This window comes from Vibrio sp. 10N.222.49.A3 (genome assembly GCF_041475145.1).
Lineage (GTDB): Bacteria > Pseudomonadota > Gammaproteobacteria > Enterobacterales > Vibrionaceae > Vibrio > Vibrio tasmaniensis_A.
Genome location: NZ_JBFRVM010000060.1, coordinates 1 through 26,679, shown reverse-complemented (window position 1 = coordinate 26,679; position 26,679 = coordinate 1). Strand labels below are relative to the sequence as shown.

Below are 26,679 nucleotides of genomic sequence, written 5' to 3'. Positions count from 1 at the left end.
TAACTGGAGCAGATCAGGTGTCGTTAAGCCTTTTATCATGGGCGTTGTTGGGTAGTGTGTGACTAGTGCGTTGGGGAAATACATCAACAAACAACTACACGCTGATACACCATGAAAATGTCCATGCCATTGTACTCAATTGCTTCAATGAAATTTATCCTCGATATTCCCTTTAGAAACCTACCAACGAATGTCTGTACATTGTTCGTTTTAAGTGTGATGGGGTGAACATTCGATAAAAATGCTGTTATTTAAGTGAGTTATATCGCATTAACATGAAGTTAATTAATGTAGTTTTACTGCAACTTGTTGAATTTATTCTAACTATATTATAGGTGTTTTATGTTTGGTTCATTAATGAAGAAAACTTTTGGAAGTGATTATAGAGCAAATTACTTTGAGCGAAATCCTTCGGTGAATGGATGGTATAAATGCAATGGTTGCAATGAAAAGTTAAGAAAAGGCGATTCTAATTTAACTATCGATCATATTGTCCCTCAGAAATTTGGTGGTTCTAACTCTGTCGCTAATCTTCAGGTTCTGTGTCGAAGTTGTAATAGTAAAAAGAATGCGAAAATTAATGCATTGACTCTGAAGTACTCCGGAGAGGCTTTGATTAGGGAAGTTAAGAATATTAGATTATGAAGAAAGTTATCAAAGGTTTGTTGGTGGTTACGGCTGCATTGTGTTTAGTTGTTAACCCTATAATCTCAATAGTCCTTTTACTCATCGCATACTTTGTGTAAGCAATGTTTCGAACTTTGATTATGGTGGTAGTGATACGTCGCTACTACCTGTAATCACCATGCTCTATACTGTGTGATGGTTAGAGCAAAATTACAGTTAGTCCCACTTTCTACGTAGCCTTATCTCACCTCTCTGTAACAAACAACTTTTCAAACAGATATTAACGTTTTGAATACAACGTCAATGGAGGTTTGAATGAGTAAATCACAACGACTCACCACCACTTTCCTCAACAGTCTAAAACCCAATCCCACAACTGCAAAATCCACCGATTACGAAGTCAATCTATCCGCTATGAAAGACTCCGGTTTACCTACTGGTGTTCGCTGCTTAGTCGGTAAGTCTGGCGGCAAGCGGTTCCTGCTTCGATATACAAGCCCTGTTACTGGTAAGAAGGCGTCGGTAGGTTTAGGAAAGCACCCTGAAACCTGCATCATTACCCTGCGTAAAATTGCTAAGGAATACCGTCAGCAGATTCTTGAGGGTATTGATCCGAAGATCGAGCGTGATACTGAAAAGACTGATTCGTCTATGACCCTTGAACGGTTTTTCAATGAGGTCTATCTTCCTCTTCAAAAACAACGTCGTACATGGAAAGATGATGTCGCACGATTCCGTCATGCTAAGTCTATCCATCATGTTCCGATTAATGAACTAACCGCTGCGCATATCGTGAAAGTGCAGATGGAAATGCAAAGTAAGATCAGCAAAACCACTGGTAAGCCTTACGCAACCGCCAGTATTTGCCGGGTATTAGCACTTCTCAAGTCGATAAATAAACATGCATACCGTCTTATGGATTGTCTGTTGGTTGCAGATAAAGTCAGCTTACCGAAGTTGGATAATATCCGCACAGGATACCTCACCGAAAATCAACTGAAGGACTTTGTTCGTCATGCTTTGGAGTATCCAGATAAACACACAGGATCGTTCTTAGCGTTGCTGTTTTTGACTGGATTAAGGGATCGTGAATTAAGGTATTTAAAGCACGAATCGATAAATTGGGAACAGAAAACTCTGTATATAAATCGAACAAAAAATGGTCGTGACCACATTATTTATGCAAGTGATTACATGCTCTCTATTTTGAAGTCGATACCTAAAGTGACGAATAATCCTTATATCTTTGCTGGACGTCGAAAGTGTAAACCGATCAGCCCTGCTAGACACGCATTGAAAGTGATCAAGGAGAAGATGGGACTGCCTGATATACCAGGAGATAAAGCCAATATAACCCTGCACAGTGCCAGACATACACTTGGAACTTTGCTTGCGGCAAAAGGAGTGCCTTTACATGATATTGCTAAACAATTGAATCACTCCGAGATAGGTATAACGAGTAAGTATTATGCCAAGCATACCGTTGGTCGTAGGCGTAAAATTGGCTCACATCTATCGGATATGGTTAGTGGTGATATTCCACTTGAATAGACTGAGTAATACTTAAAACAAATCATTTGAAAAAGCCCTCGTACAGCGACTAGCTGGACGAGGGCTTTTTCATTATTAGAAGGAAATTCACGATGAAAACAGTAAACAATTTTGAAGAAATTCAATCACTGCCAATGCCTGATGATGTGAAAGTAAAACTACTCGAACATTTGATAGAGCCATTCGGTGATGAAGAAAGTACGAAAGCGTTCTGGGATGAGGTTGGCACCACTTTGTATTTGATTGAAGCCGACGATACCGATGAAACCTTGAGTAAAGAACCGGAAGGCGATCAAAGCTTTCTACGCTTTGTCACTAACTACCCTGAATGGGTTTTATTACTAAATGATGATGACTGTCCTTGGCTACTTGCTGTTGCCATTGTTACTACGGCTGGTAGTGGGGTGTATTGCTGCGCTCCAATGAACAGTCCAACGTTCCCTGTCGTCAAGCTTGCTGAACAAGCTGAAGTTTAACTCTGAATCTAATCTTAATAGTCACTAATAGTATGGAGGTGTCCCATGGCACGTAAAACCAATCAAAAAGAAGAAGTCGTTCAACCTGAAGTCGTAGAGGGGAATGAACAAGCCACGGTTGCTGACGACAATCCAGTAGACCATTTCGCTAATGTCGTGCTCGATGGTAAAGCGAAAAAGTTATCACCGAAAACTCAGAATCATGTGTTCTATGAGCTTTCGGTACATGATGATCTAAATACTCTATTCCTTAGGCTTTCGGGTAATGAAGGTGGCGGTCTTCATAGTAAAGAGTGGGTAGCCTTTGAAGATATTGTCGCTGTGTTAAATGAGCAACACGACAAGCCGTTTAAAAGCACTGTACTTAAATCTGTGTTCAAAGGTGGGTCTGCTAATAATGCTGGATTTATGGCGGCGGCACTGCGTGGGTTATTACTTATCCTGCCGTCAGAGAAATCGGTGTTTCTCCACGTTCTTGCGCCTGACTACGAGCAACGTCGTGATGAACTCCTGTCATTAGTGGACAGTGAAACCGAAGCTAAATAACCCTAAAAGCAGATCAATCCTTACCGACTAAACCACTTCCAAAATCTCATACTGCGCACTACCCAAAAGTGCATCCCTAACAAATTAAAAGAGAATTTATTATGAAACTATGCTTTTCAAAGAATAAGCTGACTTTACCTGTTAGTGTCGATCTTCAAGATACTTTAAACCGAGTGATCAGTGAGTCAGGTAAATGGACACCCATGATCCAATCGGTCGTGATTAGCTTCCGAGATTCGAGCTATAGCTCTGAGAACGGCGGTTTTCATCCTGTTGAAATCAGGCTTGTTCGACTCAATGACCAATGGGTATTTGATTACATTACTGACTTTGCGTATTGCGGTGGTCCCTATCCCGAACTGGTTAAAGAGGTGGATTTCAATTTTGGATGTGGGACAGCGAGTTTTTCCTATGTTCCGGAATTACCAATAATAAGTAGTGAGGTAATGGAGTTCTATTCGATGTGGGAATCCAACTTTCTAAGCTACATCGGAATGGACTGCTTTGATGAGATAAAAGTCACCGTGGATTAGTTCATCAGTAGCAAACCAAGTTGAAAGCACCATGTATGAACCATAAAACTGCTGTGTCACTTCCTAGTGAAATCAAGGCTTCCTATTGTGCCATGCTTGTCATGGTGTGATGGGAAGCCTTTTTCATTGGAGTAAGTTTCTACAACGTTTTGCCAATCCGTTGAGTTCAGAGCTCAGAGAAGATGAAGTGACTGGGTTATTATGGGGAGGTGGAAACACCAAGGAAAGGAACTCTAATTTTAACGGGGTTGCTGTCTTCTTGCTGGTGTTTTGACATTAATGACTCCCATTGCTATGTCGAAGCAATGGGAGCGTTTTTGTAGATTAAATCTAGAGCTGGTATGGCTTCCTTGCCTAACCTGAGCTGAAAGTCCTTATAATTAATTTAATAATATAAATATATTAAACTTAGCTAAAAGCTCTGTTCTAATCTATTAAAGTGTTAATTTTGGCGGGGTGAAAATATGGGATTTAGCACTTTCCCTTGTCTGGTATCGGTTGGTCATTTCATCAAGTCAATCGCTGTGCTTGTTACGCACCGACAGGTTTAATTTAGGTACATAGTGGTCAGTTTAAGCTTAGGGCTTGGTTGGTGATTCTCGGGTGACTTCATTATGTCAGGCGCTGATACTGAGAGTGACTCAACCAGAAGTTTGCAACACATCACCTTACAGCTATCAGAGTGGTTTCTATTTGGTTGATTCCAGATAGGTTTGTAACTCCTGCTTCAACTTGTATCTCACCCAATCAGGTGACAGCACTTCGACATCAGGAAGCCACGCTTTGAGTAAGCGGAGTAATGCTTGAATGTTGCTAGTCGTATAGCTTACCAATACATCACCTGAACCTAGCCCTGTTAATACTCGAAAGTCATTGGGATTATTTTCTTTGAAGAAGGTTTCGCTGACTCTTCCGCTAATTTGTATAACCACCTCAACGGGATGTGGCAACTCATCTTCATATCCTCGACCAGTGAGCTTGTGTTCAACATTTAGGTCAGGTGAGTATTTATCTTCGTAACGCACTAACTCACGAATCTTAGCCACTCTGAGAGACTCTAGCTGGTTTCTCTGTGTCCCGACAATGAACCACAATCCGCGTTCATTCAAAAGTTTGTAGCTGTGGAACTCATCGTAGGTTTTCCCATGGCAACTAAAGCTAATCACGTTCCGGCGTTGTATCGATTCGATAAGTTTCTCGAACACCGAAGCATTTTTACTGATGTCTTCGATTTGCGGATTCTTGAATAGAAAGGGCGGAGTGCTCTTGTTGTTCAATACACCATTACTTAGGTAGTGCTTACCGGAAAATAGCGTATCGAACCCCATCTTCATCAGCAGCAATGACACTTCATTATTGCTCTGCCTACCTAGAGCTTGTGGGTCAAGAAAGTAGCAAGCACCGTCACGTTGTATCGGTAAGTAGTTTAATCGTTCATTGAAGTCCCGTTGAAGCGTTCTTTCACTCACCCTAAATTCCCGGCTCAACTCTTCCAGATACAGTTTCTCACCTGTATTCAAACGGGTCAGGATGATGCCAAGTCGTTTCGCTAGTTTGTCATGCTCTTTCATTCTACGCATTGTAGATAGGTAGCTCGTCAGGTGGTGTCGTGGTCGGAAAGAACCTGATTATTTCTAGCGAATTTTCATAAGGTTACTGATATTGCTATAGCTTTCATTAGTTACCTCAAGGTATGTCTTACAAGGCATTCATCAATCATTTCAATATTTCTACATCTGAGCGACACACCCTGTCGTTCACCCCCTTTAAACTAATCATCAATCACGTTAACGCTGTCTTTACCAGCGGCGTCATTACGTATTTAAGGAAAAAACAACAATGAAAAAATCAATCATCCTGCTAGGTCTAACTTCGCTATTCGCATCTTCAGTTTTCGCCGGCGGCACGTTCGGCGGTAATCCGGGCGATATCTCGAAAATGAAAGAACTGCTAGAGCCACAATGGAATGGTAAAGCAGGCATTCAGAATACAGCGTCTTACGGAGTTATCGTGCAATGGAAAGCGGATGTCTGTGGAACCATGAATGGTCATGTTACTGATGCGACTTTATGCGGTTCAGATAGCCCGAAAGGCAAAGCACAATAAGGTTTGTTGTATTGGTCAATTTAGCTCGACGTTGGTGTAAGACTTGGAACTCTCGACATTAACACTGGACTAGGTTGAACGGTATAACATCACTAAGGGTCATGTTCTTCATTGAGCATGGCCCTTTCTTTGTTTGTAGCAATGAAAAATTGCAGAGAAATAGAGGTAATACAATGATGAATTTATTAACACTGGGGCAATCATCGCTACCGATGAAAGCGATTGAAATTGAGCGTGAGTATCCAACGACTAAGGTGAAAATTCGCCCTAGTACATCAGGTGCTATGAAGGGTTTGGCGATAGGGGCTAGTATCGGCCGCACGTGTGGAGCCGAAGCCGCTGTAGTCGGAGCTGTAATTGGTGGCTGCGTGGGAGCATGTGTCGGCCCTGAAGATTAAAGAGAAGTAGAGTAAGTGAGAGCTGTTGCTCTCACTTTTTTCGTAATCTTATTTTTATTGCAACGCTTATCACATAAGGGGAATGTGTATGTGTGCTTCAAGACGGTAGGGGTAGATATAATAATGTAACGAACCTTAGCAGTTAGGCTTTGATTTCAATATTCAACTAACTCAATCTTAACTAAGAGATTTCCTTTGGCTAGACCGACCAATAAAAAAGCTGCGTTAAAAAAGCGATGTAACGAACTTGAAAACAAAATCAAGCAATCCATGACCTTCCGTAAGGAACACGAACTGTCTAACAGCACTAGTGAAAAGCTGACGGGTTTTAACTATCACGCTAAAGCATTAGAGCTTGATACCGCACAGACGCGAGGCCATGCCGTAAACTATGTCTATGATGCTATTGCAGACGTTAGAGCTAATGCCATTGGTAACATGCATGATGTTGCGTCGGGTGAAGAAGACGTATTTGGTTATATTGATGATGCTTTCTGCGAGCTTCATGGTTTACCCCTGTTAGATAGATTTGATGAGTTAACCGATGCTCAAGCTATATTCATTTCGTTGATTGTTCCTGAGTTATATCCTGATATTGATGACGTCGTAGAAACAAATCCGAATGTTGCCGAACTGCTGATGCCTGCTTTAGCTCGTGACAAACTGACGAAAGCCCGTGATGCAATTAGCCTAGATAATTTTGATGATGCTGAGTTACTGCTTGAGGAAGTGGGTCAAATCGCTGAGATGATTATTGTGGTTCACCAATACTTGAACCCTGCTCCTTATAAAGTTGTTGTTGCGAATAAGAAGCAGCAAATAGAAAAAGTTTCTAATATTAGAAGTGAGTTAGTAAAGCGGACTGTTGTCTATAAAGCGAGTCAAGACTTTCAATCGGTTGTCACCAAATATGCGCTTAATGTTAAATCACTTCTTGAGTCTAAAGCTATGCCATCTGGGCCTGAAGATATTATTTCTGCATGTGTGAGAGGGGTGTCTAGCTCCATTGGTAATATTGACCCTAGTGCATATCGATCAATTAGAAAATCTGAACGAGATTTTGTTATAGAACTTTCCAAGTTAGCTTCTGACTTTGAAGACTGCTGTACTTTAGAAGTTGATGATGAGTCGCCTACAGATCTTTATGACTTTAGTTTGGAGATAATATCTATAAATTTACCTAAACTGAGACGTCACCTTAAACAAATAGACTTAACTGAGCGCAAAGTTAAAATCAGCTAAAACGGCCCATTTGTACTGAATAACACAACTCCCTTTGCTTTATAGAATCCGTTACATGTATTAATTATGTAGCGGAGCTTGTCTTGTCAACTAACACCATTTCTTTTACTGCCGATGCTTTTAAGGCACATCCTCGTCCTAGAGTAGGTGAGAAACCTATCACTAGGCGGCGTGATGGCGCTCGTCATCAGCAGGTTACATTTTATGCTAATACAATATCACTAAGTCTTTCTAAATCGTTTAAAGGCCAGCGTTTCAATCAAGTCATTGGACACTGGCCTGCGATGAGTATTTCTGCCTTTGAAAAACTTGCCAATGAGCGTTTAGCTCAGATAGAGCAAGGTTACTACAATAAAGCCTCATCAATATTAGTCGGTGATTTTTTCATTGATTATGTCCTGCCGATGATGCAAACCCATAATCGCGATATACAAAGTGTTAAGACTCGCTGGCGTCGTCTAGCTGGTGATATTGCTCATCTGTCTCTAGGTGATGTGAGCCGTCTTGATATTACGCAAATCCTGACTCGACTAGCGACTGAGGTGAAAGGTTCTACGGTTAACCGTCACTTGTCGCTTTTATCTAGAATCTTTTCTATTGCAGTAGAACTTGAATTACTGCACCGAAATCCTTGTAAAGGTATTAAAAAGTGGCCTGAATCTAATATCCGCGATCGCGTGTTAAGTGATACTGAGTTGTTTCACTACATCGATAAAGCACTTGAGATCGGTTCGTTTCATGCCAAGGCATTATTGGTGAGTCTTTTTCTTGGATTGCGTATCAGTAACGTGATCAGCATTAGCAAAGAGATGATCAATCATGATTTCACCATCTTATCGTTGCCTCAAACTAAAAATGGTCGTGCTTATCGCATTGCGATTAATGAGCCAGCCAGAAAGCTTCTAACTGAATGTGCGGCGATAACTTGGAATACTTGGTTATTTCCATCTGCGTTACATGAAGACCAGCATATTGCATCACCGAGAGCTTGCCATGCCAAGATCCGTGAACATGTTGCCTTAACAACTGGCTGTCATGAGCACTTGGTTATTCATGACCTTCGCCGTACCTATGCCAGCCGTCAATTAGCCCTAACAGGTGATGCGCGATTGGTTCAGCAAAATCTTTTTCATCAAAGCGTAACGACAACCGAGCGTTATGCCTTTCATAGTGACCAATCACTTACCCAAGCGAGCCAAGATACTGCCTCATCGCTGATCTCTGGTCACTCTCAATCATTCAATTTGCATCAAGGATAAAATCATGAACAACGCCATTTTAACTAAAGCTGACTTAGCAGAGCGTCAACAACGTAGCTTGGAGTCGATCACGACAGCTTGTTCACGCAACCCGTCTTCTGTACCGCCATTCTTTAAGTTAGGCACTAATCGAAATAGTCCCATTCGTTTCAGATTAAGTGATGTGATTGCTTGGGAGGATGAACTGGCTGAATTACAGAAGCAGCAATTAGCAGCCCAAGAGCAAGCATTGAAGCCACGATGGATTATTTAAGGTGTTAATCGCTAACTACATGAAACATAACCTCATTGAGGCGTTCAGCCTCAATGAGGTTATGTGTTGCTTTGACAAGGCGATTTTATTTCCTGACAAACGGCGATTTTTGTACTGAATAAGTGGAGGTAACCGTTTCTGAATAATAACCCTGTATTTAAGGCTGAAGCTTGTGATGCAGGGTTTGTCTCGATGATGTTATGTGGTGTTTTGTAAGACGATTTTATTTTCTAGCAAAAGGCCATTTTTGTACTGAATAAGTGGAAGTAACGGTTATTGAATAATACCCATGTGTTTAAGGCTACAGCCTTTGATACCCATGGAGCGAGCCTCTAATGGACGCTCTTTAACAATTTGGAAATCTTAATAGGAAACAGTAATTATGACTACTTCTGCACCTCTATTCGTTCGTAATGGTAATGATATTGTAAATGCGGGTTCTTCAACAACCCTCGTGCATACTGGTGAGCTAACTTTTGCACTGGATTCTCAAGGTGAACAGACTATTTTTGATAAAAGTGAATCGTCATTTGCTTTGTTTGAGAAGGTTAGAAACCGTGTTAATCCATCAAAAAAGTTCGCCATTGTACTTGAAAACGGTGGTTTTGTTGATGCTCGAATTATCAAGAATGTATTTGAGTCTCCTAAGACTGGAAACTTGATTCTAATCGGTCTAAATGGAAGACCAGTATGTATCTTTGATAAGGAAGTGTACTCCGATATTGAAGGTCTTGCAGACGCACTTGCTGATGTGCTTATGGACATTAGTGAAGGAAAAACGGTGGCGTCCATTGAGTGGACAGCATATCAAAAGTAACACTTTGGTATGAAACATCATTTTCTTATTAAGGCTCCCTAGTGGAGCTTTTTTTGCGTTTGGAGATTAGGTAGATGAAAGAGACATTTGAATGGCTGGAGCAAGATGCCAGTGCGATGATGGACAGCTTGGTTGAGGCTGGTTGGCAAGAGTCAAAGCAAGAGCTGGCAATCGATAGCTGGGAGGTTCAAGAACCTGTTGATGTGTTTGAGGCGGTTGAGCCTAAAGCTAAGCCTTATATCGGCAAGAAGCCACAGAAGAAGGAGAAAGTTAAGCGTAAGAAACGAAAGGTAACTCCTTTCTTTGAGCGACCTGTAATAGCTATCGATACAGAGTACACCGAGTCTGATTGCGGAGAGTACAACAGTATCTTGAGTTATCAACTTGCTGTTTTGTATAAGGGTCTGCTTTCAACACTTATCTTGTATCCTGAATCGACTAAAAAGTCTGGTCGTTTGGCATTGGATCGATGTTTGGTTCAAGCCATCGAAAAGGCAATGGATGAAGGTGTATTAGATACTTTTCCGACTGACGTAATTATTTGTGCTCACTGGTTATCGGCTGATCTGTTTAACTTCAGTAAAGCGTTTGATCAGTTAAAGACACATGTAAGCGGATTGCGAAAGACGGTGGCGAGCCTTGACGATGTATATGGACTAGAGCTTGATAAAGTGATGTCTCGCCGCATCGATAAGGAACCGCTCCAGGTCAATACCAAGTCGCGTAATAAGAAAACGCTCTACATCACTTTCTTTGACACTATGCTGTTATCGCCGAATGGTTCGTCACTTTCATCGGTGGGCGACTTACTTGAGATCCCGAAAGTCGAGATCCCTGAGCCTTATTCTATTTCTCGTATGGATGAGTTCTTGGAAGCTGAGCCTGAAAAGTTCGCTGAATATGCTTTAACCGATGCGATTATTAGTGCTCGCCACTTTGAGCGCGTTTCTCTCTTTTGCCAACACACATTAGGTTTAAAGTCGGTGCCATTCACTATTGGTGGCATTGCCGTTAAAGCTTTTGTGAATAGCTTGGAAGATAAGCGCGGTTATCGTGGTTTATTTGGTTTTGAGAAAGTGACTAAAGAAATTTGGCCATCAGATCGAAATAAGCCATTAACGATAACAAGGGATGTCCCCGTTGCTGCACGTATGACATTAGAGGGCTTTGCAACCCAGTGTTATCACGGTGGCAGAAACGAAAGCTTTATCGCTGGTCCCACTCAAGTCGATACTTGGCGAGATTATGATATACCGTCCTGTTACTCGGCGATTACGTTAGGTCTACGTGAGCTAGCGAATGAGCAAATGTATATGACTCAGGACTTACATGACCTGTTCAACGACAAGTGTGCCATGGCATGGGTTGAGTTTAAGTTCCCTGAGAATACTCGCTTCCCAAGCTTGGCGGTTCGTTCAGATTATGGTTTGTTATTTCCCATCACTGGTGAAACATATGTTACAGGTCATGAGTTGGAAGTCGCATATAACCAAGGCGCTGAGATCACCATTAAGCAGGCATTCGTCATTCCATGGAAAAATGATGTGCGTATTTTCGAAGATTTTATGAAATGGGGTCGAGAGAGGCGTAAGTCATTTGTTAAAGGTAGCTTTGATGAAAAATTAACCAAAGAAATGTTAAATAGTTGTTATGGGCGAATGGCACAATCACTTCGCCCCAAAAGTGCGTTTGATATACAGGCTGGATACTCCAAGCAATTGCCTCCATCGACGTTGACGAATCCTTTCTTTGCGGCTTATACGACGGGTCTTGCTAGAGCTATGTTAGGTGAGATGCTTCATAGCATGCCCGATGAGAAGGTTGTTGTGTCTGTTACGACGGATGGTTTCTTAACCAATGCTGAATTAGAAGAAATAGACCTATCAGGTCCTATCTGCCAGCGGTTTAGGGAATTATATCATCGAATAGATCCATCGGGTGGTGAAATTCTAGAACTGAAGCATCAGGCTGAACAGCTAATAGGCGCTAAAACCCGTGCTCAATATACCGTCATAGAGAGTGAAGGCTTTGAACCTGTATTAGCGAAAGGCGGCGTGAAGGTAGATCCAACAGTAGCAGATCAAAGTGCTCATATGGTGGATATGTATTTGAACCGTGCTTTTGATGACAAAGTTGATGGTAGCTACCTGACACCGAATCGGATGCGCTTTTTAGAACATAAGGATTTAATGCTTGAAAAGCGTTCGATCTTTTTGAACATGGAATACGATCATAAGCGAGAGTTGTTGAATCCAAAAATGCTCGATGTCAAAGACCTACAGCATATAGCTTTGGAAACTAAACCTCATTATTCGTTGGACGATATGCTGTTTACTCGTCTTCGTTTTGACCATTGGCGAAAACAACATTGTTTAAAGACTTTAGAGGACTGGTATAACTGGCAGGACCGCCTAGCAATGGCGAAAGCTTCTAACAATAAGTCACTAAGACTTAAATCTGATGAAACATCGGATAGCTTAATGGCGCGTCTATTCTTGCGCTTCTATGCCCATGAACAGGGCGGCATATCTAAATCTGACATAAATGCTAATCAACTTGCCTCATGGCTAACGGAGCAGGGTTACCCAACCAAATCGACGTTAGTACGCTCGGCAGGTAAATCTAAGCTAATTGAAGCAGCAGTACCGTTAACGGAGCTGACTATCAAATTAGCCATTCTAATTAAATCGAAGTTTCCCAGCTTCGTAATCGAAAAACTTTTCGAACCTATAGCTCGTGAATCGCTACGAGCAGCGCTTAGCAGCCAGCTAAGTTCGTAAATATCAATTATAGATGAGCCCTTGAGAGATAAGGGCTTTTCCCTCTGTATGTCATAGCACCGTAGGGGTATTAAGACAGCAATCCTACACGCAATGACCTTTATTCAAATTCATAGCCGTCATTCCGGCGGTTTATCAAATTTTTAATATTCAAGGAGCCTATCGTGGCTAAATCTAAGAAAAATCCAATCGTAATTCTTCGTGGTAAGAAATGTTCAGTTTTCCCAAGTGATAAGGAAGCGAGACCTTACTATTCAGGTGGTAAAGGTGTTAAAGGTAGCAAGGGCTGCGCTATCTTTTATAAGTGCGGAACTATTGAAGCTGGTATGCGCGACTTAAATTTATTTCAGAAGTGGGAGTCAATAGCTCCTGAACTTAAGGCGCGTAACATGACGGCTCCCGAAGCCATGAAAATCATTGCTGCAATGGATGCGAATCCAGAACAATTTATGGTTGAGCAATTAGCGTTGGTTGAAGCTGAGCGTAAAACAGTACTCGAAAAGGAGGCGGAACAGCGTAATCAGCCTAGTCTAGTTGAATCATTAAGAGCTTCATCTAAGCGAGCTAGAGAGCGTGAATGGGAAAAGATTCAAGAGCAGAGTGAGCGAAATAGAAAGCATGTGAAGTTCGAGTGTGACTTTGGTGTAGGTGGTAAGTCATCTCAGATAAAGAAAGTTTCTGGCGGCGTTACTCAAGTAGAGCATGAGATTGGCGCTAAGGCTCCACGAAAGCGACTAGAGCTTGGATATGCGGCTCTTAAACTAGCAGATGACGATCTTAAGCAAGGTGCTGATACCGTCGAAATACTTGGTCTGGATGTCACTGTGGTAAACACGCTGACTGTATGGGCTGATGGATTTAAGCAGCGAGATTGGAAGGCTTCAAGCGGTAATCCATTGGCGAATATTGAACTTGTGAAACCTATGGTGGCGCTTTACGATGATATTCAGGCTAAAGTCTCTTTAGGTAAACGTGAAGAAAGTGAGCCATTACCTTTCTAAATTTCTAGCCCTACTAGTCTGACAGGCTTGACCTGTCTGATTAGTGGGGCTTTTTAGATCTTATTATTCGGAAAAATAAATCATGAAAAACGCTTATCAAATTAAAGACCTAGAATTTCATTCTCGCAGTGCTGCTGCGCGTCACTATGGCTTAAACCCTAAGATGATTAATGAAAGCGTTACCAAATTCGGCTGGACGTTAAAGCAAGCCCTTGAGTTCTCAATGCCGTCAGGCTGCTAAAGAGCTTGGTGTGGCGCAAAGTACGCTGATGAATCGTATAAAGGCTAGCATTGGCGTCGAGGAAGCTTTGTCTGCTGTGCATGGCGAGCGTGAGAAGTTAAAAGGTCAGTCCAAGCCAATGTTCTACGGCAACAAGCTTTACCCATCAGCGCGTCATTTGTTGCTTGCTAACCCTGCACTGGTTGCTGGTGGGGATTTAAGTAAGGCTGTTACTTCGCTGAATGACAAGGCTCGTCGTGCTAAGAACAAAGGTGAGATTGAGAATCTGTCGATTGATGAGGTATCAGTTAAGTATGATTTGCCGAAGATGCGGTTCGGGGATGAGTTTGATGGTTGGGTGGCGGTGTTAGCTGAGGATGAGCTAGGTAGTTTGTTTTATGAGATTAAGTGATTGATATTGATATTGATATAAAAAGTAAAAGGGAGCAGCTGCGCTATGTGGCTTCTCCCTTTTTACCTCATGATGGTATTGAACAAATGTAAGTGAGCAAAAAGCTACTTTTACTGTTTTTATTCAATTAACTTATATAAAACATGTCACAGTTCTTTTTCATTTAGTTGCTAGATGTTTCAAGTGAATGTAGCATTCCCTGTATCGGGTCAATTAAGTAGGTAAATGTATGATTAACATATTGAAAGTAATACTAGGTGCTGGTACAGGGTTGTCAGGTGTAGGTGCTTTCATTTTCTATGCTATCTACAGTCAGTTGTTTTCAGTCGAGGTTTTATCGAGTATGACTTCTGAGCAAATTTATGACCTAACAAAGCTTTCTACCATATCTACTTTTGTATTTGCTCTTATGCTCGTCATATTGCACCAACTTAGTAAAGGAAAGGGTTCGGTAGTTGCTGATAATGGAGGGGTTGCAGTGAAAAGCTCAGGTAAGAACAATAATATCCATATAGGTAAGTGACATGGCAACAGCTAACAATGGCGGGATTGCAGTTGAGTTATCGGGTAAAAATAATCACCTTGAAGTTTTGAATGCTCATAAAGTTCGTTCTGCACTTACCCCATTACTTGAAAAAATATTAGATACAACTGATCCACTTGATTTGGAATTAGATAATGACTACATCTTTACTGAAAAAGTTGAACTGAAAATAGATTATAATTGTTTGAATGTTTACTCTGAATTGATAAGGGAGAATTCTAGTTTTCTTTTTATTGTAGAGGAGGCTGTAGAAGCTTTTGACAATGAAAACCCCAACTACAGAAAGAGATTTCTTAAATCGATAAACATGAAGTATAAAGAAGCTAAACGAGACGTTATGATCGAGAATAATATCAACACTAAAAATCATATAGATGTTATTTCTTGCATAAAAGATAATTCCGATTTTTTAGTTTCATCAGTTAGAAATAAAATGTTTGATGATAATTTTTCTAACTTGGATTTTTGTGTCGAAAGTCTACAAATGGCTAGGGATATGATTGTTTGTTATGGGTTTATTAACTGTAAAATCCTTGAGATTCCAGTTGAATGATTATTTCAAATACGCAGTCGCCTAAAAAAGCATTATATTTTATTGGTGCTCAAATAATCTTGTCTATTAAATCTTCACCATATAACAAGGTATGTACTATTGAACTATATGATCGATACTGTTCAAGTTATGAAAGTATTTCATTTACTTACTTTATGTTAGCGCTTGATTGGTTATTTGTCGCTTCCGTATTAAATATTAATGAATCAGGTGAGCTATACTTATGCAGTTGATTAAGCTTGTGGTTAGAGATGGAAGTGCAGTAGTAAGAGAGTGTGTTTTTAACAGCGGTCTTAATATTGTGACTAATGTTGGTGAGCATGGGAATCAAGTAGGAAAAAGTACCGTTCTTAGAGTTATTAATTTTTGTTTGGGTTCTGATGGAGTCTCAGTTTGGTATGATCCAGAGTCTAAACAAGTAAATGATGACATATTTAATTATGTAACTAAGGGGGGAGTCTATTTTGAGTTGTCTTTAAAAATGTCTGATGAAGATGATGATGTTGTCCAAATAATTAGAACTATAGAAAAACCAAAGAGTAGATTAAAAAGAATCTCTTGGATAAACAAAGATAAATACACATCGCAAAAAGCATTTGAAGTTGCAATACAGAACACTCTTAATGTTTCTTACTCTAAGCCCAACTATAAAACACTAAAGAATCGTTTGTTTAGAGTGCGAAAAGAAGTAGCTAGCGCACCGCTGAGGTATGATAACGTTTTTACTAGCGATGATGACTATAGAGTAATCTATTCTTATCTTTTTGGTTTTTCTGCTCATGAAAAAGTAAAGCTAGAGTATAAACTTAAAAGTGACTTAAAATCTCTAGAGGCTAGAGAAACAGCTCTTAAAAATGGAAAAGATATTTCTGAATTTCACCTAGATGTAGAAAGGTTAGAAAAAAATATCTGTAATCTGAGAAGTAAAGAAAAGCAGTTTGATTTTTCTAGTGTGCACATTGATAAGTTGGATGAGTTAACTGAAATTAGAAAGAAGATATCATCATCTAGTTCAGCTTTATACAATCTTGAGACGCAGCGAGACTTTTCTAAACGAACTATAGATCAGTATGTAAATAAAAAAACAGAAGTTGATATAGAGCTTCTATCGAGTATCTATAATGAAGCGAATAGCATAATACCAGAGTTGAAGAAATCTTTTTCAGAAGTGGTTCAATTTCATAATAAAATGCTGGAAAATAAAATTAGTTTTACAAAGAGCCAGGTAGAAGTAATATCTAATAAAATAAATAAGGAATCTGAATTTTTAAATACGCATCTTTCTAAAGAAAAAATAGTATTGAAAGGGCTTATGAATGAAGATCATCTTTCTGGGTTTTTTATGATAGAGGATCAGATTCAAAGGGAGAGTATTGAGTTAGGAAAGATCCAGTATGTAGTTGATGAAGTTAGCTCTATTCATTTGGAAACAAAGAGCATTAATGAAAATCTTGTTGTTATAAGAGATAATATTCAATCCTCAAAGCTTGAATTGGTAAGTAATTTGAATTTATATAATTCATGTTTTGGAAAATTGAATAAGAAGCTTTTTGGTATTGATAATGTGAATTTTACGGCGGTGTTTAATGATGACAACTCGCTTACCTTTAAGATACTTAATCAAGATAAAATATTAGGGGATGGTGCACCAAGAGCATTATCAATGTCAGCTGATTTAGCATTTGTCGTTTATGCTAAAAGTAAAGGCTTGAAATTGCCTTATGTTACTCTTCAGGATTATTTAGATGCTATTGATGAAGATAAGCTGGCAATTCTTTCAGAATGGGCAGATAAAAATGATGTACAAGTGGTTCTATCGGTTCTTAATGATAAATTAACTCTATTGCCTCAAAAGCTTAAGTCTAAATCGACTAAGTTTGAGCTGTCCAAAGGAAGTAAGTTTTTTAAAGTGTGATTTAATTTCCTAGTAAGACTTAGTTAATTATGAATGTATATTGGATGATATGACATTTCATTTTGTTGCCCTTGATATCTAAAGGAGTCCTCTTAAGTAATCTTAATTACTTAAGAGGAAGCTAAAGTTCGTTTTCATTGTAGTGTAACACTATGCTTTATGTGAATTGATAAAATCGCCTTGTGAGTTGTGGTTCATGGAGGTCTTCTGGGCGACCCATTGGCAAACGTTATTAGAGTTAATATTTTTTCTGTGATGTAATTGAAGATAATCGTAAGGTGATATTCAGTAATATCAGTCAAATATAAAACAATTGTAATTGAGGTCTTTCATGAAGCAGGTGAGAAAACGGTTTGAGGGGTGGCAAAAAAAGTACAATTGGGATGATTGTGGACTGAATAATGGAGAGTCTGGTAATTACCTTTCTTCGTACCTTAGAGCACAGAGAACACCTCTGGTATTGAATCTTAATGGTTCTTGGGGAACCGGGAAGACGCATTTCTTAAAGCAGCTTTATGTAGATCTATTACATAACCAAGGTTATCCGACAGTTTACATCAATGCCTGGGAGTCTGATTTTACCAATGATCCTCTGTTGGTGATTATTTCAGAGCTGTTAGAGCAACTTAACAGTATCCATTCAGGATACAGTGGTGTAACTGAATCTCTTCATGAGAATCTAGGAAAGCTAGCTAAACGGGGTTGGAATGGCTTTGTGGATGTTGCTGCTGCATATGCATCAACTAAACAAGAAGACTTTGACGCAACAGCTTTGTTAGGAATGACTCAGCATATAAAGTTTGGGCAGCAATCAGATCCGAAATTGGGTAAGAGTTTGACTGATAACTATAGAAAGCAGTTAGCGGCAATCAAAGATACCCATGCTTGTTTGTCGGCTTACGCCGAATCTTTCCCGGAAAGCAGGCGGAAGGTATTCGTGCTTGTGGATGAACTAGATCGTTGTAGACCAACCTACTCTATAGAAATGCTAGAAACAATTAAGCATTTCTTCTCTATGGAAAATTATGTGTTTGTTGTAGCTACTGATACTGTGGCGTTGAGCCATTCGATCCAGGCTGTTTACGGCTCTACATTCGACGGAAAGGAGTATCTGTCTAGATTTTTTAATAGAAGTGCTGCATTACCTGAACCTGACAGGCGCCTATTTGCCAAATTACTAGTTGATAAATCAACGCTTTCAGAACGGATATCTGAACTTGTAATTTTTGGAGAGAATCCATCTACACCTGAATCGTTATCACTGATGATTTATGAAGTTGGAATCATGTATGGTCTTTCACTGAGAAGGTTAGAGCAGGTATTTAATAAGGTTGAAGCCGCTATACTGTATGAGATAGAAACTCAAGGACGATTGTTTGACATTAGATTATTAATTCAGCTTGTAGCAGAGTATGACAGTGTTAACTTTAGGGTGTGTTATGACTCTAGGCGTCGATTCAGTGGATTTAGCTATACGTTACCTCAAGAGTTAAAGGATACCTACGGTAGAAATACCAATGCCATTGAGCAGCTAGTCTTAAATGTTAATGGTATGAGATTAACTCCGCCAAACACGGAAACTGATGTAAAGGAGTATCTTAGAGCTATTGAGGGTAATTATTCTTTCAGTTGGAATTTTGCGAACTTGTTTTCAGATAATCAGTCAGAACAAAAGCTTACATTAAATGATGGTCTTAGTAAGCTTGCAGAGAAAAGAGGTGCTCAGTCAGAGAGTGGAAAGCGACGAAACCAAATGGCAGTAGCTATTGGTTCAGAAGGGGGTGGGTTGAAGTTACTGACACTGTACATCGAACACTTTAAATCGTTATGCCAAACTGGCTGTAAGACAACAGGTTTATGGTCACGAGGTGATTATTTTAAAGCCGTTGAGCTAACGTCATCTATTGTGAAGGATTTTGATAACGCTGACTGAGTTGAAAATTTACCGAATATGAGTAAGTTTGAGGTATTTACGGTGATTGTCGTGGTTATCCATGCTATATGTTTTTAGTGATACGTGTGAAGATAAAATAAACATAACCTATGTCTAGATATTTAGAACATTTACCTAAATACCCATTCCAAAAGCGTATCGATAGCATGTGAAATCTGTGCTCGACGTGTGCTAGAAAGATCCAATAAAATCCTGTTTTATAGTCCTTGATATCCAAAGAAATCCCCTTAAATGCAATTAATTACAAGTGCTTAAGAGGTATTCAAAATCCGTTGCCTTCGGGCGTGGCGGTTCAAGTCCGCCTACCGGTACCATATTTAAATAACAAAGCCTCGACTTAAGTCGGGGCTTTGTTATTTCTGAATCCCCAAAAAGAAAAAAGCGCGAGGGGTATGCCTCGCGCAAACTACTACATGGTGATAGTAGGAACAGTCTATAGAGCTGTGAACAAGGTTTTCTGTGTATTTGGAGTCCACTCGGCTTGTGATACATGTGGTACGTTTACTAGGTAACGTAAACCTTGATATGTCACTACTTCACTTTCCTCATAAGCAACGTTTAGCGTCCAATTGGTTGCTGGGTCGGCATTAGTCCAAAGGCTAGAGGTTGAAGATGGCGCCCAGTCTTGTTGTGCAACGTGTGTTGTTATGGCTTTGTAAACGGTGCCTGAGTGAGTGACGTAATCGCCAGCTGCGTAAGCGCTGCCAACTTGCCAAACCGGAGTGTAGTTATCCATGGTGTCGAAGACATATCCTGCTTCTTGAGCTATTTGAATGAACTTAGCTAACTTAGATAAATTTTTGGTTGCTCCCATACCTCGTTTACCATCTTCAAATAAGAATTCATGCGTTAACACTATCACTTTGTCTGCGTGTAACGGCGTACCACAAGGAAATTCTTGTGCTTTGGAGTTGATAGGATTAATGGTAGTTGGTGCACAACTATTAAGTGCTGCATTAACATAGGTAAGGAATGGTTTTGCTTCTGTTAAGCTGTTTGCTGGCATCGCTATGCCCCAGCTCTCAGGTGCCCAGTCTAAGTCCCAACCATGGGTTTGGTATCCATTATTCGCTAAGATGTTTTGCACTTCAATCGAGGCCTTAACGCTGTTTGAAGGGTTTTCAGTGTCACAGAAGTAACCAGGCTCCCAAGGTTTAAAATCATCAGATGTTGCACATAAACCATCTGCCTTAAAGTTCTTTGTTACACGCCAGCCATTGGTGTAAGGCAGTCGAGCAAATTCCTCTCCACGATAGTTTGGATAGCTGTTGATACTTGGTAAGTATCGTTCTAACACGGCTAAGTTTTCGGTAAAAGTACCCGCATCATGAGCAGGATCTTGGTAAGAGTTGATTTGATGATCGCCGGTTGAATTACACTCTGCGCCACTGTTAGGGCCAAACTCTTCAACACAGTTATGAATCATGTGTGCGTAACTGTGGTTAGCCACGATATGCCCCGTATCAAGAGCAAGTTTTAAGGCCTCTAAAGCACGATCTTCATTTTCATCACCAATGCCATCTAAATGCCAAGCATTAAAATAAAAAGTACCTTTAATACCTTGTTCATTCAGCACATTAATTACATCGATAGATGCATTAATAGGGCCGTCATCGAAGGTTAAATATATGGTACCTTTTGGTGCTTCTTGGGCATGAGAAAATTGAGATAGGGCAGTGCCTAAAAGTGTAATCATAGCCAGTTTATTTAATTTCATTTTATATTCCTTAGTGGAAATTAATTATGACGTTGTCAGAAATAATATATTGATAGTTATAAATATAGGTTGTTGCTTTTAATTTCTTTCTGGCTTTTATCCTAGACCTAAATAATTAATAAAAAATAGGCCGTATTTTCTAAAGTGGGATTCAGTTCACGAACAATGCAACCGGTTGCGCTTTTTTGTGTTGGTTATTTTTGCTACAATTTTTGCAGGTTGAAATTTACACAATGGGAGTAAGGCTATGAAAAAGATCCTTTTATGCTGTAGCGCAGGAATGTCGACCAGTATGCTGGTTAAGAAAATGGAGCAAGCAGCTGAAAAACAAGGAATTGTATGTGAGATTAGTGCTTTGTCTGTGAACGCGTTCGATGAGGTTATCAAAGAGTACGATGTTTGCTTACTTGGTCCTCAGGTTCGTTTCCAGCTAGAAGAACTACGTAAAACCGCACAAGAGCATGGTAAAAATATAGAAGCGATTTCCCCCCAGGCTTATGGAATGATGAAAGGGGAAGAAGTACTACAGCAAGCTTTAGATCTGATTAACTAATTCAATAATTTTAAATATAAATAAGAGTACCACTGAATATTAATGTTTGGTGCGGGATTCTTTTGTCTGAAAATAAGGATGGACTCTATGAAGCTTTATGATGCGATTATAGGAATCGTCGAAAAGCATATAGCCCCAATAGCGGCTAAAGTGGGTAATCAGCCCCATGTTAGAGCAATGAGAGACGGGTTTATTGTGGCAATGCCGTTTATTATTGTCGGTAGCTTTATTTTGATTTTTGCTTTCCCCCCATTTGAAGAGGGTACCTCGTTTACTTTAGGTCAAATATGGTTGGACTTTGCGACGACGCATTTCGATACTATTATGATGCCGTTTAATATGTCGATGGGGATAATGACCATATTTGTCTCGCTTGGGGTCGCCTATAGCTTGGCTAAAGCGTACAAAATGGATGGGATCACCAGCGCAGTATTATCGATCATGAGCTTTTTATTAGTTGCTGCACCTGCAAAAGATGGTGCCTTGGCGATGAAGCACATGGGTGGTACTGGTATCTTTACTGCTGTCATGTGTGCTTTCTTCTCGGTAGAACTCTACCGCTTTATGAAGAAGCATAACATTACGATTCGTATGCCAGAGCAGGTCCCACCTGCAATCGCTCGTTCTTTTGAAGTTCTTTTACCTGTCTTAGCGATTTTCATTACGTTATATCCATTAAGTATTTTTGTTCAGACTCAATACGACATGCTGATCCCAGATGCGGTGATGTCAATGTTTAAACCACTGATCAGTGCTTCAAATACCTTACCAGCGATCATCGGCGCGCTGCTTGTTTGCCAATTATTATGGTTTGCAGGCATTCACGGTGCAGCGATCGTTGTTGGACTATTGTCTCCAATCTTCCTTACAAACATTAGCGCCAACATCGATGCGTTTGTTGCCGGTCAACCAATTCCAAATGTATTTACTCAGCCCTTCTGGGATTTCTACATCTTCATTGGTGGTTCGGGAGCAACTCTAGCGCTAGTCTTGTTGATGTCTTTCAGCCGTTCAGCGCACCTCAAAAGTATAGGTCGCATGAGTGCGGTGCCGGGTTTCTTCCAAATCAATGAACCGGTGATCTTTGGTAGCCCAATTGTGATGAACCCAATTTTGTTTATTCCATTCGTTTTCGCGCCAATCTTAAACGCAACCATCGCTTATTTTGCGATACATCTTGGTTTTGTTGGTATGGGGGTGGCGACAACACCTTGGACAACCCCTGCAATCATAGGGGCCTCATGGGGTAGTGGTTGGACGTTCTCACCAGTGTTGTTGGTTATTGCTCTTCTTATTCTCGACCTCTTCATTTATTTACCTTTCTTCAAAATGTTCGAGAAACAGGTGCTGGAGCAAGAGCTACCAGCTAATAAAGAAACGAAAGATGCAGAAAAACCAACAGGCGAAGGCGTGACAGCCCTCCTTTCTGGAGAGAAGATATGGAACAAGAATTAGTGGTAATGGAAATTATCTGTAATGCGGGCGAGGCCAGAAGCTTAAGCTATGAAGCATTGCGTCTATCTAGAGAAAAAGATTTTGCAACGGCTGAAGAAAAGCTATCCCAAGCAAGAGAATGTATTAACAAGGCGCATTTGGTTCAAACTCAACTAATTGAAGAAGATCAGGGAGAAGGCAAAGTGCCAATGACCTTAGTGATGGTGCATGCTCAAGATCACTTAATGACCACAATATTGGCTCAAGAAATGGCCGTTGAAATCGTCGCATTGAACAAGCAACTTGCAGAGAAGTAGGGAAGCAATTATGTCGAGAGATGCAATCAAACTTGCCATCATTGGTGGTGGTAGTAGCTATACACCAGAACTCGTTGAGGGCGTTATCAAGCGCTTGGAATTTCTACCAGTGAAACAAATGCACTTTGTTGATATCGAAGTGGGGGCAGAGAAGCTCGAAATCATCAAAGGGTTAGCTCAGCGTATGGTTGACAAGGCTGGCGCCGATATTGAAATCAAAGCGGGATTTGATCGTCGAGAAGCCATCAAAGGTGCTGACTTTGTAATGACTCAATTTAGAGTAGGAGGCTTAGCTGCACGAGCTAATGACGAACGTATCCCCATCAAGTATGACGTTATCGGTCAAGAAACCACTGGGCCAGGTGGCTTTGCCAAAGCACTACGAACCATCCCTGTGATTCTCGATATTTGTAAAGACATTGAAGAGTTAGCGCCAAATGCATGGATGCTGAATTTCACAAACCCAGCAGGCTTAGTTTCTGAAGCAGTGAGTAAACACTCCAAAGTGAAGAGTCTTGGCTTGTGCAATGTACCAGTCTCGATGGAGATGATGATCGCTGAAATGATGGATTGTGAGCCAAAAGAATTGCAGCTTGAGTTCGCAGGTTTGAATCACTTGGTATGGGTACACAAAGCATGGCTTAGAGGGGAAGATATTACTCAAACTGTATTGGAAAAAGTCGGAGATGGTGCCAACTTCAGTATGAAAAATATTTGGGAAGAGCCATGGGACCCTGCTTTCCTTAAAGCTTTAGGTGCTATTCCTTGTCCTTACCATCGCTATTTTTATCAGACCGACGCTATGTTAGCAGAAGAGAAAAAGAGTGCTAGGGAGCAAGGTACCCGTGCTGAACAAGTCATGGAAACAGAATCAGCCCTTTTTAAGTTGTATCAAGACCCTAATTTGGACCATAAACCGAAGGAACTAGAGGAACGAGGCGGAGCTTATTATTCCGACGCGTCATTGAACCTAGTTGATTCGATTTATAACAACCGCAACAGTATTCACGTCGTTAACGTGTTAAATAATGGGGCCATTAACAGTTTGCCAGATAGTGCTGTGATTGAGTGTAGTGCAGTGATTGGTAGTTGGGGGGCAAAACCACTCGCGGTAGGGGAGCTATCTAACAACATCAAAGGTTTGCTCTATCAAGTGAAGGCTTACGAACAATTGGCGATTGAAGCCGCCGTTGAAGGCAGTTATGACAAAGCACTTATGGCGTTGACCAATAATCCGCTAGTGCCTGATATTGGTCGGGCGAAATCCATTTTGGATGACATATTAAGAGTCAATGCGTCATACCTTCCTCAATTCAAATTAACAACGTTATAGATAAGGTTGTATCGTCATGAAAGTGATTTTTAACGCAGATGACTTTGGCTTAACGTCAGGAGTAAATATTGGAATCATCAAAGCACACCAGCAAGGCGTTGTTAACTCGACCACTATGATGGTAGGCATGGATGCAGAGAAGCATGCTGTTGAGTTGGCGAAACAAAATCCAGATTTAAAAATTGGCGTGCATCTGCGTTTTACAGCGGGGGATCCAATAACGGGGCACCCTAATCTTACCAACAATAAGGAGGAGTTTGTTAGTTACGCTGACCTGTGGAAGAAACAAGATTTCGATGCCAAGGTAGTGTATGAAGAAGCTGAAAGTCAGGTAGAGCATTTCCTTGCTTTAGGTTTATCCCTGAGTCATCTCGACAGCCACCATCATGCACACACTCACCCTCAATTACTGCCCGTAATTAGGGAGCTTGCTGCAAAGTATCGAGTGCCTTTACGTGGGAGTGGACTATGCCATGAAAGTAATTCTACTCGATATTTCTTTACTGATGAGTTTTACGACCAGGGCGTGAATTTAGATGGGCTAATGAGGAACTTGCTCAGACTAAAGGCTCAATACGATATTGTCGAAGTGATGTGCCATCCTGCAGAAATCGATAAACCTCTAATACATAAAAGTGGTTACGCATTACAGCGAGAGTTGGAGCTACAAGTACTGACCTCTTCGATACTTAAACAGGAACTTCTTCAGTGTGGTATCGCAGTCACGGATTACTCTGCACTTAGTTCTTCTCATCAAGTCGTCAGTGTATGATTTAGGCTGCCAGCGTCGACCCCCTATAATCACCTTACGATTTGCTGGTGGCCGCTTTATTTTTGGTCTCCCTTTTCAATAAAACAAGTAGTTGGATTAAGTAGTCATATGGCAAGGATTAAAGATGTCGCCGAACTCGCCGGAGTAAACCGCTCTACCGTTTCTCGTATTATTAATGGGGAGGGTAAGTTTCGAGACGAGACAAGAAAAAAAGTCGAAGCGGCCATGGCACAGCTCAATTATCGCCCAAGTGCTATTGCTCGCTCTCTCGCTACTTCATCAAGCAACATGGTTGGCTTGTTAGTGACCTACTATACAGGTGGGTTCTTTGGGGAGATGATGGAGCAAGTTCAAACTGAATTAGACACCCATGAAAAGTTCCTGATTACCGCGCAAGGCCATCATTCTGCAGATGGTGAGCGAGAGGCGATTCAACGTTTTCATGATCTTCGCTGTGATGGGTATGTGCTCCATAGTCGCTACCTTTCTGATGATGACTTACGTGAACTTGCCAAGTTGCCGACACCATTTGTATTGCTAGATCGCCATGTAGAAGGTATTGAAGAACGATGTGTTACGTTTAATCATTATGGTGCGAGTCGTATTGCTGTAGAGCACCTTATAACAAATGGTCACAGAAACATTGCTTGTATTATGGGACCTTCACAACGGCATAATAGTTTGCTGAGGAAGCTTGGTTATGTCGATGCAATGACAAGCGCAGGGATTGAAATTGATGAGAGCTGGTGTGAAGAAGGGGATTACGGACGTCAAAGTGGTTACGATGCAATGGCTGCTATATATAGACGACATCAAGAAATGACCGCCCTTTTTTCTTGTAGTGAGGAGATGACGGTTGGCGCTATGCAATTTCTACATGAACATAAAATCCCGGTCCCAGAGAAAATCTCGATGGTGAGCTTTGATAGTGTTGATTTATGTGAAAGCCTTTATCCAACGGTATCAGCAGTACATTTCCCTATCAGTGATATGGCTAGAGCCGCAGTACAAACACTTATGGGACTAGTAAAGGATCAGCAATTAGAGAATAAGCTGCTCTTTGAAACTCATTTGAAAATACGCAAAGCAGAGAGGCCCATATAGCTTCTATTTAAAGCCATACTGCACACCATCTACATGGCGTGTTTATTGATGAATTCGTTTACAAAATCTATTATTAAAAGATTATAAAGAAAAGTCAGTAGTGGAAAAGTGGCAGACATTAAACTTACAGTAGATCGCACCCAGCCCGGCCTACATATACGACTCCCCCTAAAATGGAATGACCCCCCATTTTTATTCAACAGCTTCAAAATAAAAGATGACGCTCAAGTGAAAATAATTCGGCATCTTGGGATTAAGCATG

At 40.6% G+C, this 26,679-nt stretch carries 29 protein-coding genes; 27 read left to right on the top strand and 2 right to left on the bottom strand.

Features of this window, described 5'->3' with window-relative positions; all coding sequences use genetic code 11:
• The first annotated feature begins 342 nt into the window (after positions 1–342).
• From AB4589_RS12190 to AB4589_RS12170, 5 genes are all read left to right on the top strand, one after another.
• Positions 343–645 (top strand): HNH endonuclease, encoded by a 303-nt coding sequence (locus tag AB4589_RS12190; RefSeq protein ID WP_222430031.1) that lies wholly within the window; start codon positions 343–345, stop codon positions 643–645.
• Positions 646–942: 297 nt separating this feature from the next.
• A complete protein-coding gene (locus AB4589_RS12185) occupies positions 943–2,178 on the top strand; it encodes a tyrosine-type recombinase/integrase (protein WP_372100632.1) in 1,236 nt (411 codons plus the stop codon).
• A gap of 92 nt (positions 2,179–2,270) precedes the next feature.
• Positions 2,271–2,654 carry a hypothetical protein gene (locus AB4589_RS12180; protein WP_135382135.1) on the top strand — a complete coding sequence of 128 codons (384 nt, stop codon included), beginning with the start codon at positions 2,271–2,273 and terminating at the stop codon, positions 2,652–2,654.
• Between the two features lie 45 nt (positions 2,655–2,699).
• Positions 2,700–3,200: a hypothetical protein gene (locus AB4589_RS12175; RefSeq protein ID WP_372100630.1), complete on the top strand. Its 501-nt coding sequence runs from the start codon at positions 2,700–2,702 to the stop codon at positions 3,198–3,200.
• A gap of 101 nt (positions 3,201–3,301) precedes the next feature.
• Positions 3,302–3,733: a DUF2787 domain-containing protein gene (locus tag AB4589_RS12170; RefSeq protein ID WP_102540124.1), complete on the top strand. Its 432-nt coding sequence runs from the start codon at positions 3,302–3,304 to the stop codon at positions 3,731–3,733.
• 689 nt (positions 3,734–4,422) lie between these two features.
• Here AB4589_RS12170 and AB4589_RS12165 read toward each other — a convergent pair.
• Positions 4,423–5,304, bottom strand: coding sequence for a helix-turn-helix transcriptional regulator (locus AB4589_RS12165; protein WP_372100628.1), 882 nt, complete (start codon positions 5,302–5,304; stop codon positions 4,423–4,425).
• 268 nt (positions 5,305–5,572) lie between these two features.
• Here AB4589_RS12165 and AB4589_RS12160 point away from each other — a divergent pair, with 268 nt between their 5' ends.
• The 15 genes from AB4589_RS12160 to AB4589_RS12090 all read left to right on the top strand — a co-directional run bounded on the left by AB4589_RS12160 (position 5,573) and on the right by AB4589_RS12090 (position 19,166).
• A complete protein-coding gene (locus AB4589_RS12160) occupies positions 5,573–5,839 on the top strand; it encodes a hypothetical protein (protein ID WP_016797466.1) in 267 nt (88 codons plus the stop codon).
• Between the two features lie 173 nt (positions 5,840–6,012).
• On the top strand, positions 6,013–6,237 hold the full coding sequence (locus tag AB4589_RS12155; protein ID WP_016797467.1) for a hypothetical protein: 225 nt from the start codon (positions 6,013–6,015) through the stop codon (positions 6,235–6,237).
• 195 nt (positions 6,238–6,432) lie between these two features.
• Positions 6,433–7,479, top strand: coding sequence for a hypothetical protein (locus AB4589_RS12150; RefSeq protein ID WP_372100625.1), 1,047 nt, complete (start codon positions 6,433–6,435; stop codon positions 7,477–7,479).
• Between the two features lie 83 nt (positions 7,480–7,562).
• The gene (locus tag AB4589_RS12145; RefSeq protein WP_372100624.1) at positions 7,563–8,738 is read left to right on the top strand and encodes a tyrosine-type recombinase/integrase; all 1,176 of its coding nucleotides are present in this window, start codon (positions 7,563–7,565) and stop codon (positions 8,736–8,738) included.
• 4 nt (positions 8,739–8,742) lie between these two features.
• A complete protein-coding gene (locus AB4589_RS12140; protein ID WP_065100079.1) occupies positions 8,743–8,991 on the top strand; it encodes a hypothetical protein in 249 nt (82 codons plus the stop codon).
• Positions 8,992–9,373: 382 nt separating this feature from the next.
• Complete coding sequence (locus AB4589_RS12135; RefSeq protein ID WP_136994938.1) at positions 9,374–9,808, top strand: hypothetical protein; 435 nt, start codon at positions 9,374–9,376, stop codon at positions 9,806–9,808.
• Positions 9,809–9,882: 74 nt separating this feature from the next.
• On the top strand, positions 9,883–12,588 hold the full coding sequence (locus AB4589_RS12130) for a hypothetical protein (protein ID WP_372100621.1): 2,706 nt from the start codon (positions 9,883–9,885) through the stop codon (positions 12,586–12,588).
• A 164-nt stretch (positions 12,589–12,752) separates the two neighbouring features.
• Positions 12,753–13,589, top strand: coding sequence for a hypothetical protein (locus AB4589_RS12125; protein WP_372100619.1), 837 nt, complete (start codon positions 12,753–12,755; stop codon positions 13,587–13,589).
• An 82-nt stretch (positions 13,590–13,671) separates the two neighbouring features.
• Positions 13,672–13,830, top strand: a complete 159-nt coding sequence (locus tag AB4589_RS12120) for a hypothetical protein (RefSeq protein WP_372100617.1) — start codon at positions 13,672–13,674, stop codon at positions 13,828–13,830.
• Positions 13,831–13,858: 28 nt separating this feature from the next.
• Positions 13,859–14,221, top strand: coding sequence for a hypothetical protein (locus AB4589_RS12115; protein ID WP_372100616.1), 363 nt, complete (start codon positions 13,859–13,861; stop codon positions 14,219–14,221).
• A gap of 229 nt (positions 14,222–14,450) precedes the next feature.
• Entirely contained in the window at positions 14,451–14,744 is a 294-nt protein-coding gene (locus AB4589_RS12110) for a hypothetical protein (RefSeq protein WP_372100614.1), read from the top strand.
• A 1-nt stretch (position 14,745) separates the two neighbouring features.
• Positions 14,746–15,318 carry a hypothetical protein gene (locus AB4589_RS12105; RefSeq protein WP_372100612.1) on the top strand — a complete coding sequence of 191 codons (573 nt, stop codon included), beginning with the start codon at positions 14,746–14,748 and terminating at the stop codon, positions 15,316–15,318.
• Complete coding sequence (locus AB4589_RS12100) at positions 15,315–15,551, top strand: ABC-three component system middle component 6 (protein ID WP_372100610.1); 237 nt, start codon at positions 15,315–15,317, stop codon at positions 15,549–15,551. The genes AB4589_RS12105 and AB4589_RS12100 overlap by 4 nt, the downstream gene beginning before the upstream one ends.
• Positions 15,542–17,233: a hypothetical protein gene (locus tag AB4589_RS12095; RefSeq protein WP_372100608.1), complete on the top strand. Its 1,692-nt coding sequence runs from the start codon at positions 15,542–15,544 to the stop codon at positions 17,231–17,233. The genes AB4589_RS12100 and AB4589_RS12095 overlap by 10 nt, the downstream gene beginning before the upstream one ends.
• 331 nt (positions 17,234–17,564) lie before the next feature.
• Entirely contained in the window at positions 17,565–19,166 is a 1,602-nt protein-coding gene (locus AB4589_RS12090; protein WP_372100606.1) for a P-loop NTPase fold protein, read from the top strand.
• A gap of 454 nt (positions 19,167–19,620) precedes the next feature.
• On the opposite strand, the gene AB4589_RS12085 is transcribed toward AB4589_RS12090, so the two are convergent.
• The gene (locus tag AB4589_RS12085; RefSeq protein WP_372100605.1) at positions 19,621–20,904 is read right to left on the bottom strand and encodes a carbohydrate-binding protein; all 1,284 of its coding nucleotides are present in this window, start codon (positions 20,902–20,904) and stop codon (positions 19,621–19,623) included.
• 247 nt (positions 20,905–21,151) lie between these two features.
• Here AB4589_RS12085 and AB4589_RS12080 point away from each other — a divergent pair, with 247 nt between their 5' ends.
• From AB4589_RS12080 to AB4589_RS12050, 7 genes are all read left to right on the top strand, one after another.
• Positions 21,152–21,457: a PTS sugar transporter subunit IIB gene (locus AB4589_RS12080; protein WP_372100603.1), complete on the top strand. Its 306-nt coding sequence runs from the start codon at positions 21,152–21,154 to the stop codon at positions 21,455–21,457.
• Positions 21,458–21,544: 87 nt separating this feature from the next.
• Complete coding sequence (locus AB4589_RS12075) at positions 21,545–22,912, top strand: PTS sugar transporter subunit IIC (protein WP_372100601.1); 1,368 nt, start codon at positions 21,545–21,547, stop codon at positions 22,910–22,912.
• Positions 22,897–23,208, top strand: coding sequence for a PTS lactose/cellobiose transporter subunit IIA (locus AB4589_RS12070; RefSeq protein ID WP_017100049.1), 312 nt, complete (start codon positions 22,897–22,899; stop codon positions 23,206–23,208). Before AB4589_RS12075 ends, AB4589_RS12070 begins: the two co-directional genes overlap by 16 nt.
• A 10-nt stretch (positions 23,209–23,218) precedes the next feature.
• Entirely contained in the window at positions 23,219–24,541 is a 1,323-nt protein-coding gene (locus AB4589_RS12065; RefSeq protein WP_371702437.1) for a 6-phospho-beta-glucosidase, read from the top strand.
• 16 nt (positions 24,542–24,557) lie between these two features.
• Positions 24,558–25,313 carry a chitin disaccharide deacetylase gene (chbG, locus tag AB4589_RS12060; RefSeq protein WP_135444676.1) on the top strand — a complete coding sequence of 252 codons (756 nt, stop codon included), beginning with the start codon at positions 24,558–24,560 and terminating at the stop codon, positions 25,311–25,313.
• A 108-nt stretch (positions 25,314–25,421) separates the two neighbouring features.
• Entirely contained in the window at positions 25,422–26,417 is a 996-nt protein-coding gene (locus AB4589_RS12055) for a LacI family DNA-binding transcriptional regulator (RefSeq protein WP_135444679.1), read from the top strand.
• Between the two features lie 108 nt (positions 26,418–26,525).
• Positions 26,526–26,679: DUF3391 domain-containing protein (locus tag AB4589_RS12050; protein WP_372100635.1), on the top strand; the 154-nt coding region annotated here is incomplete at its 3' end.

Bases quoted from the DNA above. Each gene is read 5' to 3' on its own strand.
- AB4589_RS12190 (WP_222430031.1), top strand. From the start codon at position 343: ATGTTTGGTTCATTAATGAAGAAAACTTTTGGAAGTGATTATAGAGCA.
- AB4589_RS12185 (WP_372100632.1), top strand. From the start codon at position 943: ATGAGTAAATCACAACGACTCACCACCACTTTCCTCAACAGTCTAAAA.
- AB4589_RS12180 (WP_135382135.1), top strand. From the start codon at position 2,271: ATGAAAACAGTAAACAATTTTGAAGAAATTCAATCACTGCCAATGCCT.
- AB4589_RS12175 (WP_372100630.1), top strand. From the start codon at position 2,700: ATGGCACGTAAAACCAATCAAAAAGAAGAAGTCGTTCAACCTGAAGTC.
- AB4589_RS12170 (WP_102540124.1), top strand. From the start codon at position 3,302: ATGAAACTATGCTTTTCAAAGAATAAGCTGACTTTACCTGTTAGTGTC.
- AB4589_RS12165 (WP_372100628.1), bottom strand. From the start codon at position 5,304: ATGAAAGAGCATGACAAACTAGCGAAACGACTTGGCATCATCCTGACC.
- AB4589_RS12160 (WP_016797466.1), top strand. From the start codon at position 5,573: ATGAAAAAATCAATCATCCTGCTAGGTCTAACTTCGCTATTCGCATCT.
- AB4589_RS12155 (WP_016797467.1), top strand. From the start codon at position 6,013: ATGATGAATTTATTAACACTGGGGCAATCATCGCTACCGATGAAAGCG.
- AB4589_RS12140 (WP_065100079.1), top strand. From the start codon at position 8,743: ATGAACAACGCCATTTTAACTAAAGCTGACTTAGCAGAGCGTCAACAA.
- AB4589_RS12135 (WP_136994938.1), top strand. From the start codon at position 9,374: ATGACTACTTCTGCACCTCTATTCGTTCGTAATGGTAATGATATTGTA.
- AB4589_RS12130 (WP_372100621.1), top strand. From the start codon at position 9,883: ATGAAAGAGACATTTGAATGGCTGGAGCAAGATGCCAGTGCGATGATG.
- AB4589_RS12120 (WP_372100617.1), top strand. From the start codon at position 13,672: ATGAAAAACGCTTATCAAATTAAAGACCTAGAATTTCATTCTCGCAGT.
- AB4589_RS12115 (WP_372100616.1), top strand. From the start codon at position 13,859: ATGAATCGTATAAAGGCTAGCATTGGCGTCGAGGAAGCTTTGTCTGCT.
- AB4589_RS12110 (WP_372100614.1), top strand. From the start codon at position 14,451: ATGATTAACATATTGAAAGTAATACTAGGTGCTGGTACAGGGTTGTCA.
- AB4589_RS12105 (WP_372100612.1), top strand. From the start codon at position 14,746: ATGGCAACAGCTAACAATGGCGGGATTGCAGTTGAGTTATCGGGTAAA.
- AB4589_RS12100 (WP_372100610.1), top strand. From the start codon at position 15,315: ATGATTATTTCAAATACGCAGTCGCCTAAAAAAGCATTATATTTTATT.
- AB4589_RS12095 (WP_372100608.1), top strand. From the start codon at position 15,542: ATGCAGTTGATTAAGCTTGTGGTTAGAGATGGAAGTGCAGTAGTAAGA.
- AB4589_RS12090 (WP_372100606.1), top strand. From the start codon at position 17,565: ATGAAGCAGGTGAGAAAACGGTTTGAGGGGTGGCAAAAAAAGTACAAT.
- AB4589_RS12085 (WP_372100605.1), bottom strand. From the start codon at position 20,904: ATGAAATTAAATAAACTGGCTATGATTACACTTTTAGGCACTGCCCTA.
- AB4589_RS12080 (WP_372100603.1), top strand. From the start codon at position 21,152: ATGAAAAAGATCCTTTTATGCTGTAGCGCAGGAATGTCGACCAGTATG.
- AB4589_RS12075 (WP_372100601.1), top strand. From the start codon at position 21,545: ATGAAGCTTTATGATGCGATTATAGGAATCGTCGAAAAGCATATAGCC.
- AB4589_RS12070 (WP_017100049.1), top strand. From the start codon at position 22,897: ATGGAACAAGAATTAGTGGTAATGGAAATTATCTGTAATGCGGGCGAG.
- AB4589_RS12065 (WP_371702437.1), top strand. From the start codon at position 23,219: ATGTCGAGAGATGCAATCAAACTTGCCATCATTGGTGGTGGTAGTAGC.
- chbG (WP_135444676.1), top strand. From the start codon at position 24,558: ATGAAAGTGATTTTTAACGCAGATGACTTTGGCTTAACGTCAGGAGTA.
- AB4589_RS12055 (WP_135444679.1), top strand. From the start codon at position 25,422: ATGGCAAGGATTAAAGATGTCGCCGAACTCGCCGGAGTAAACCGCTCT.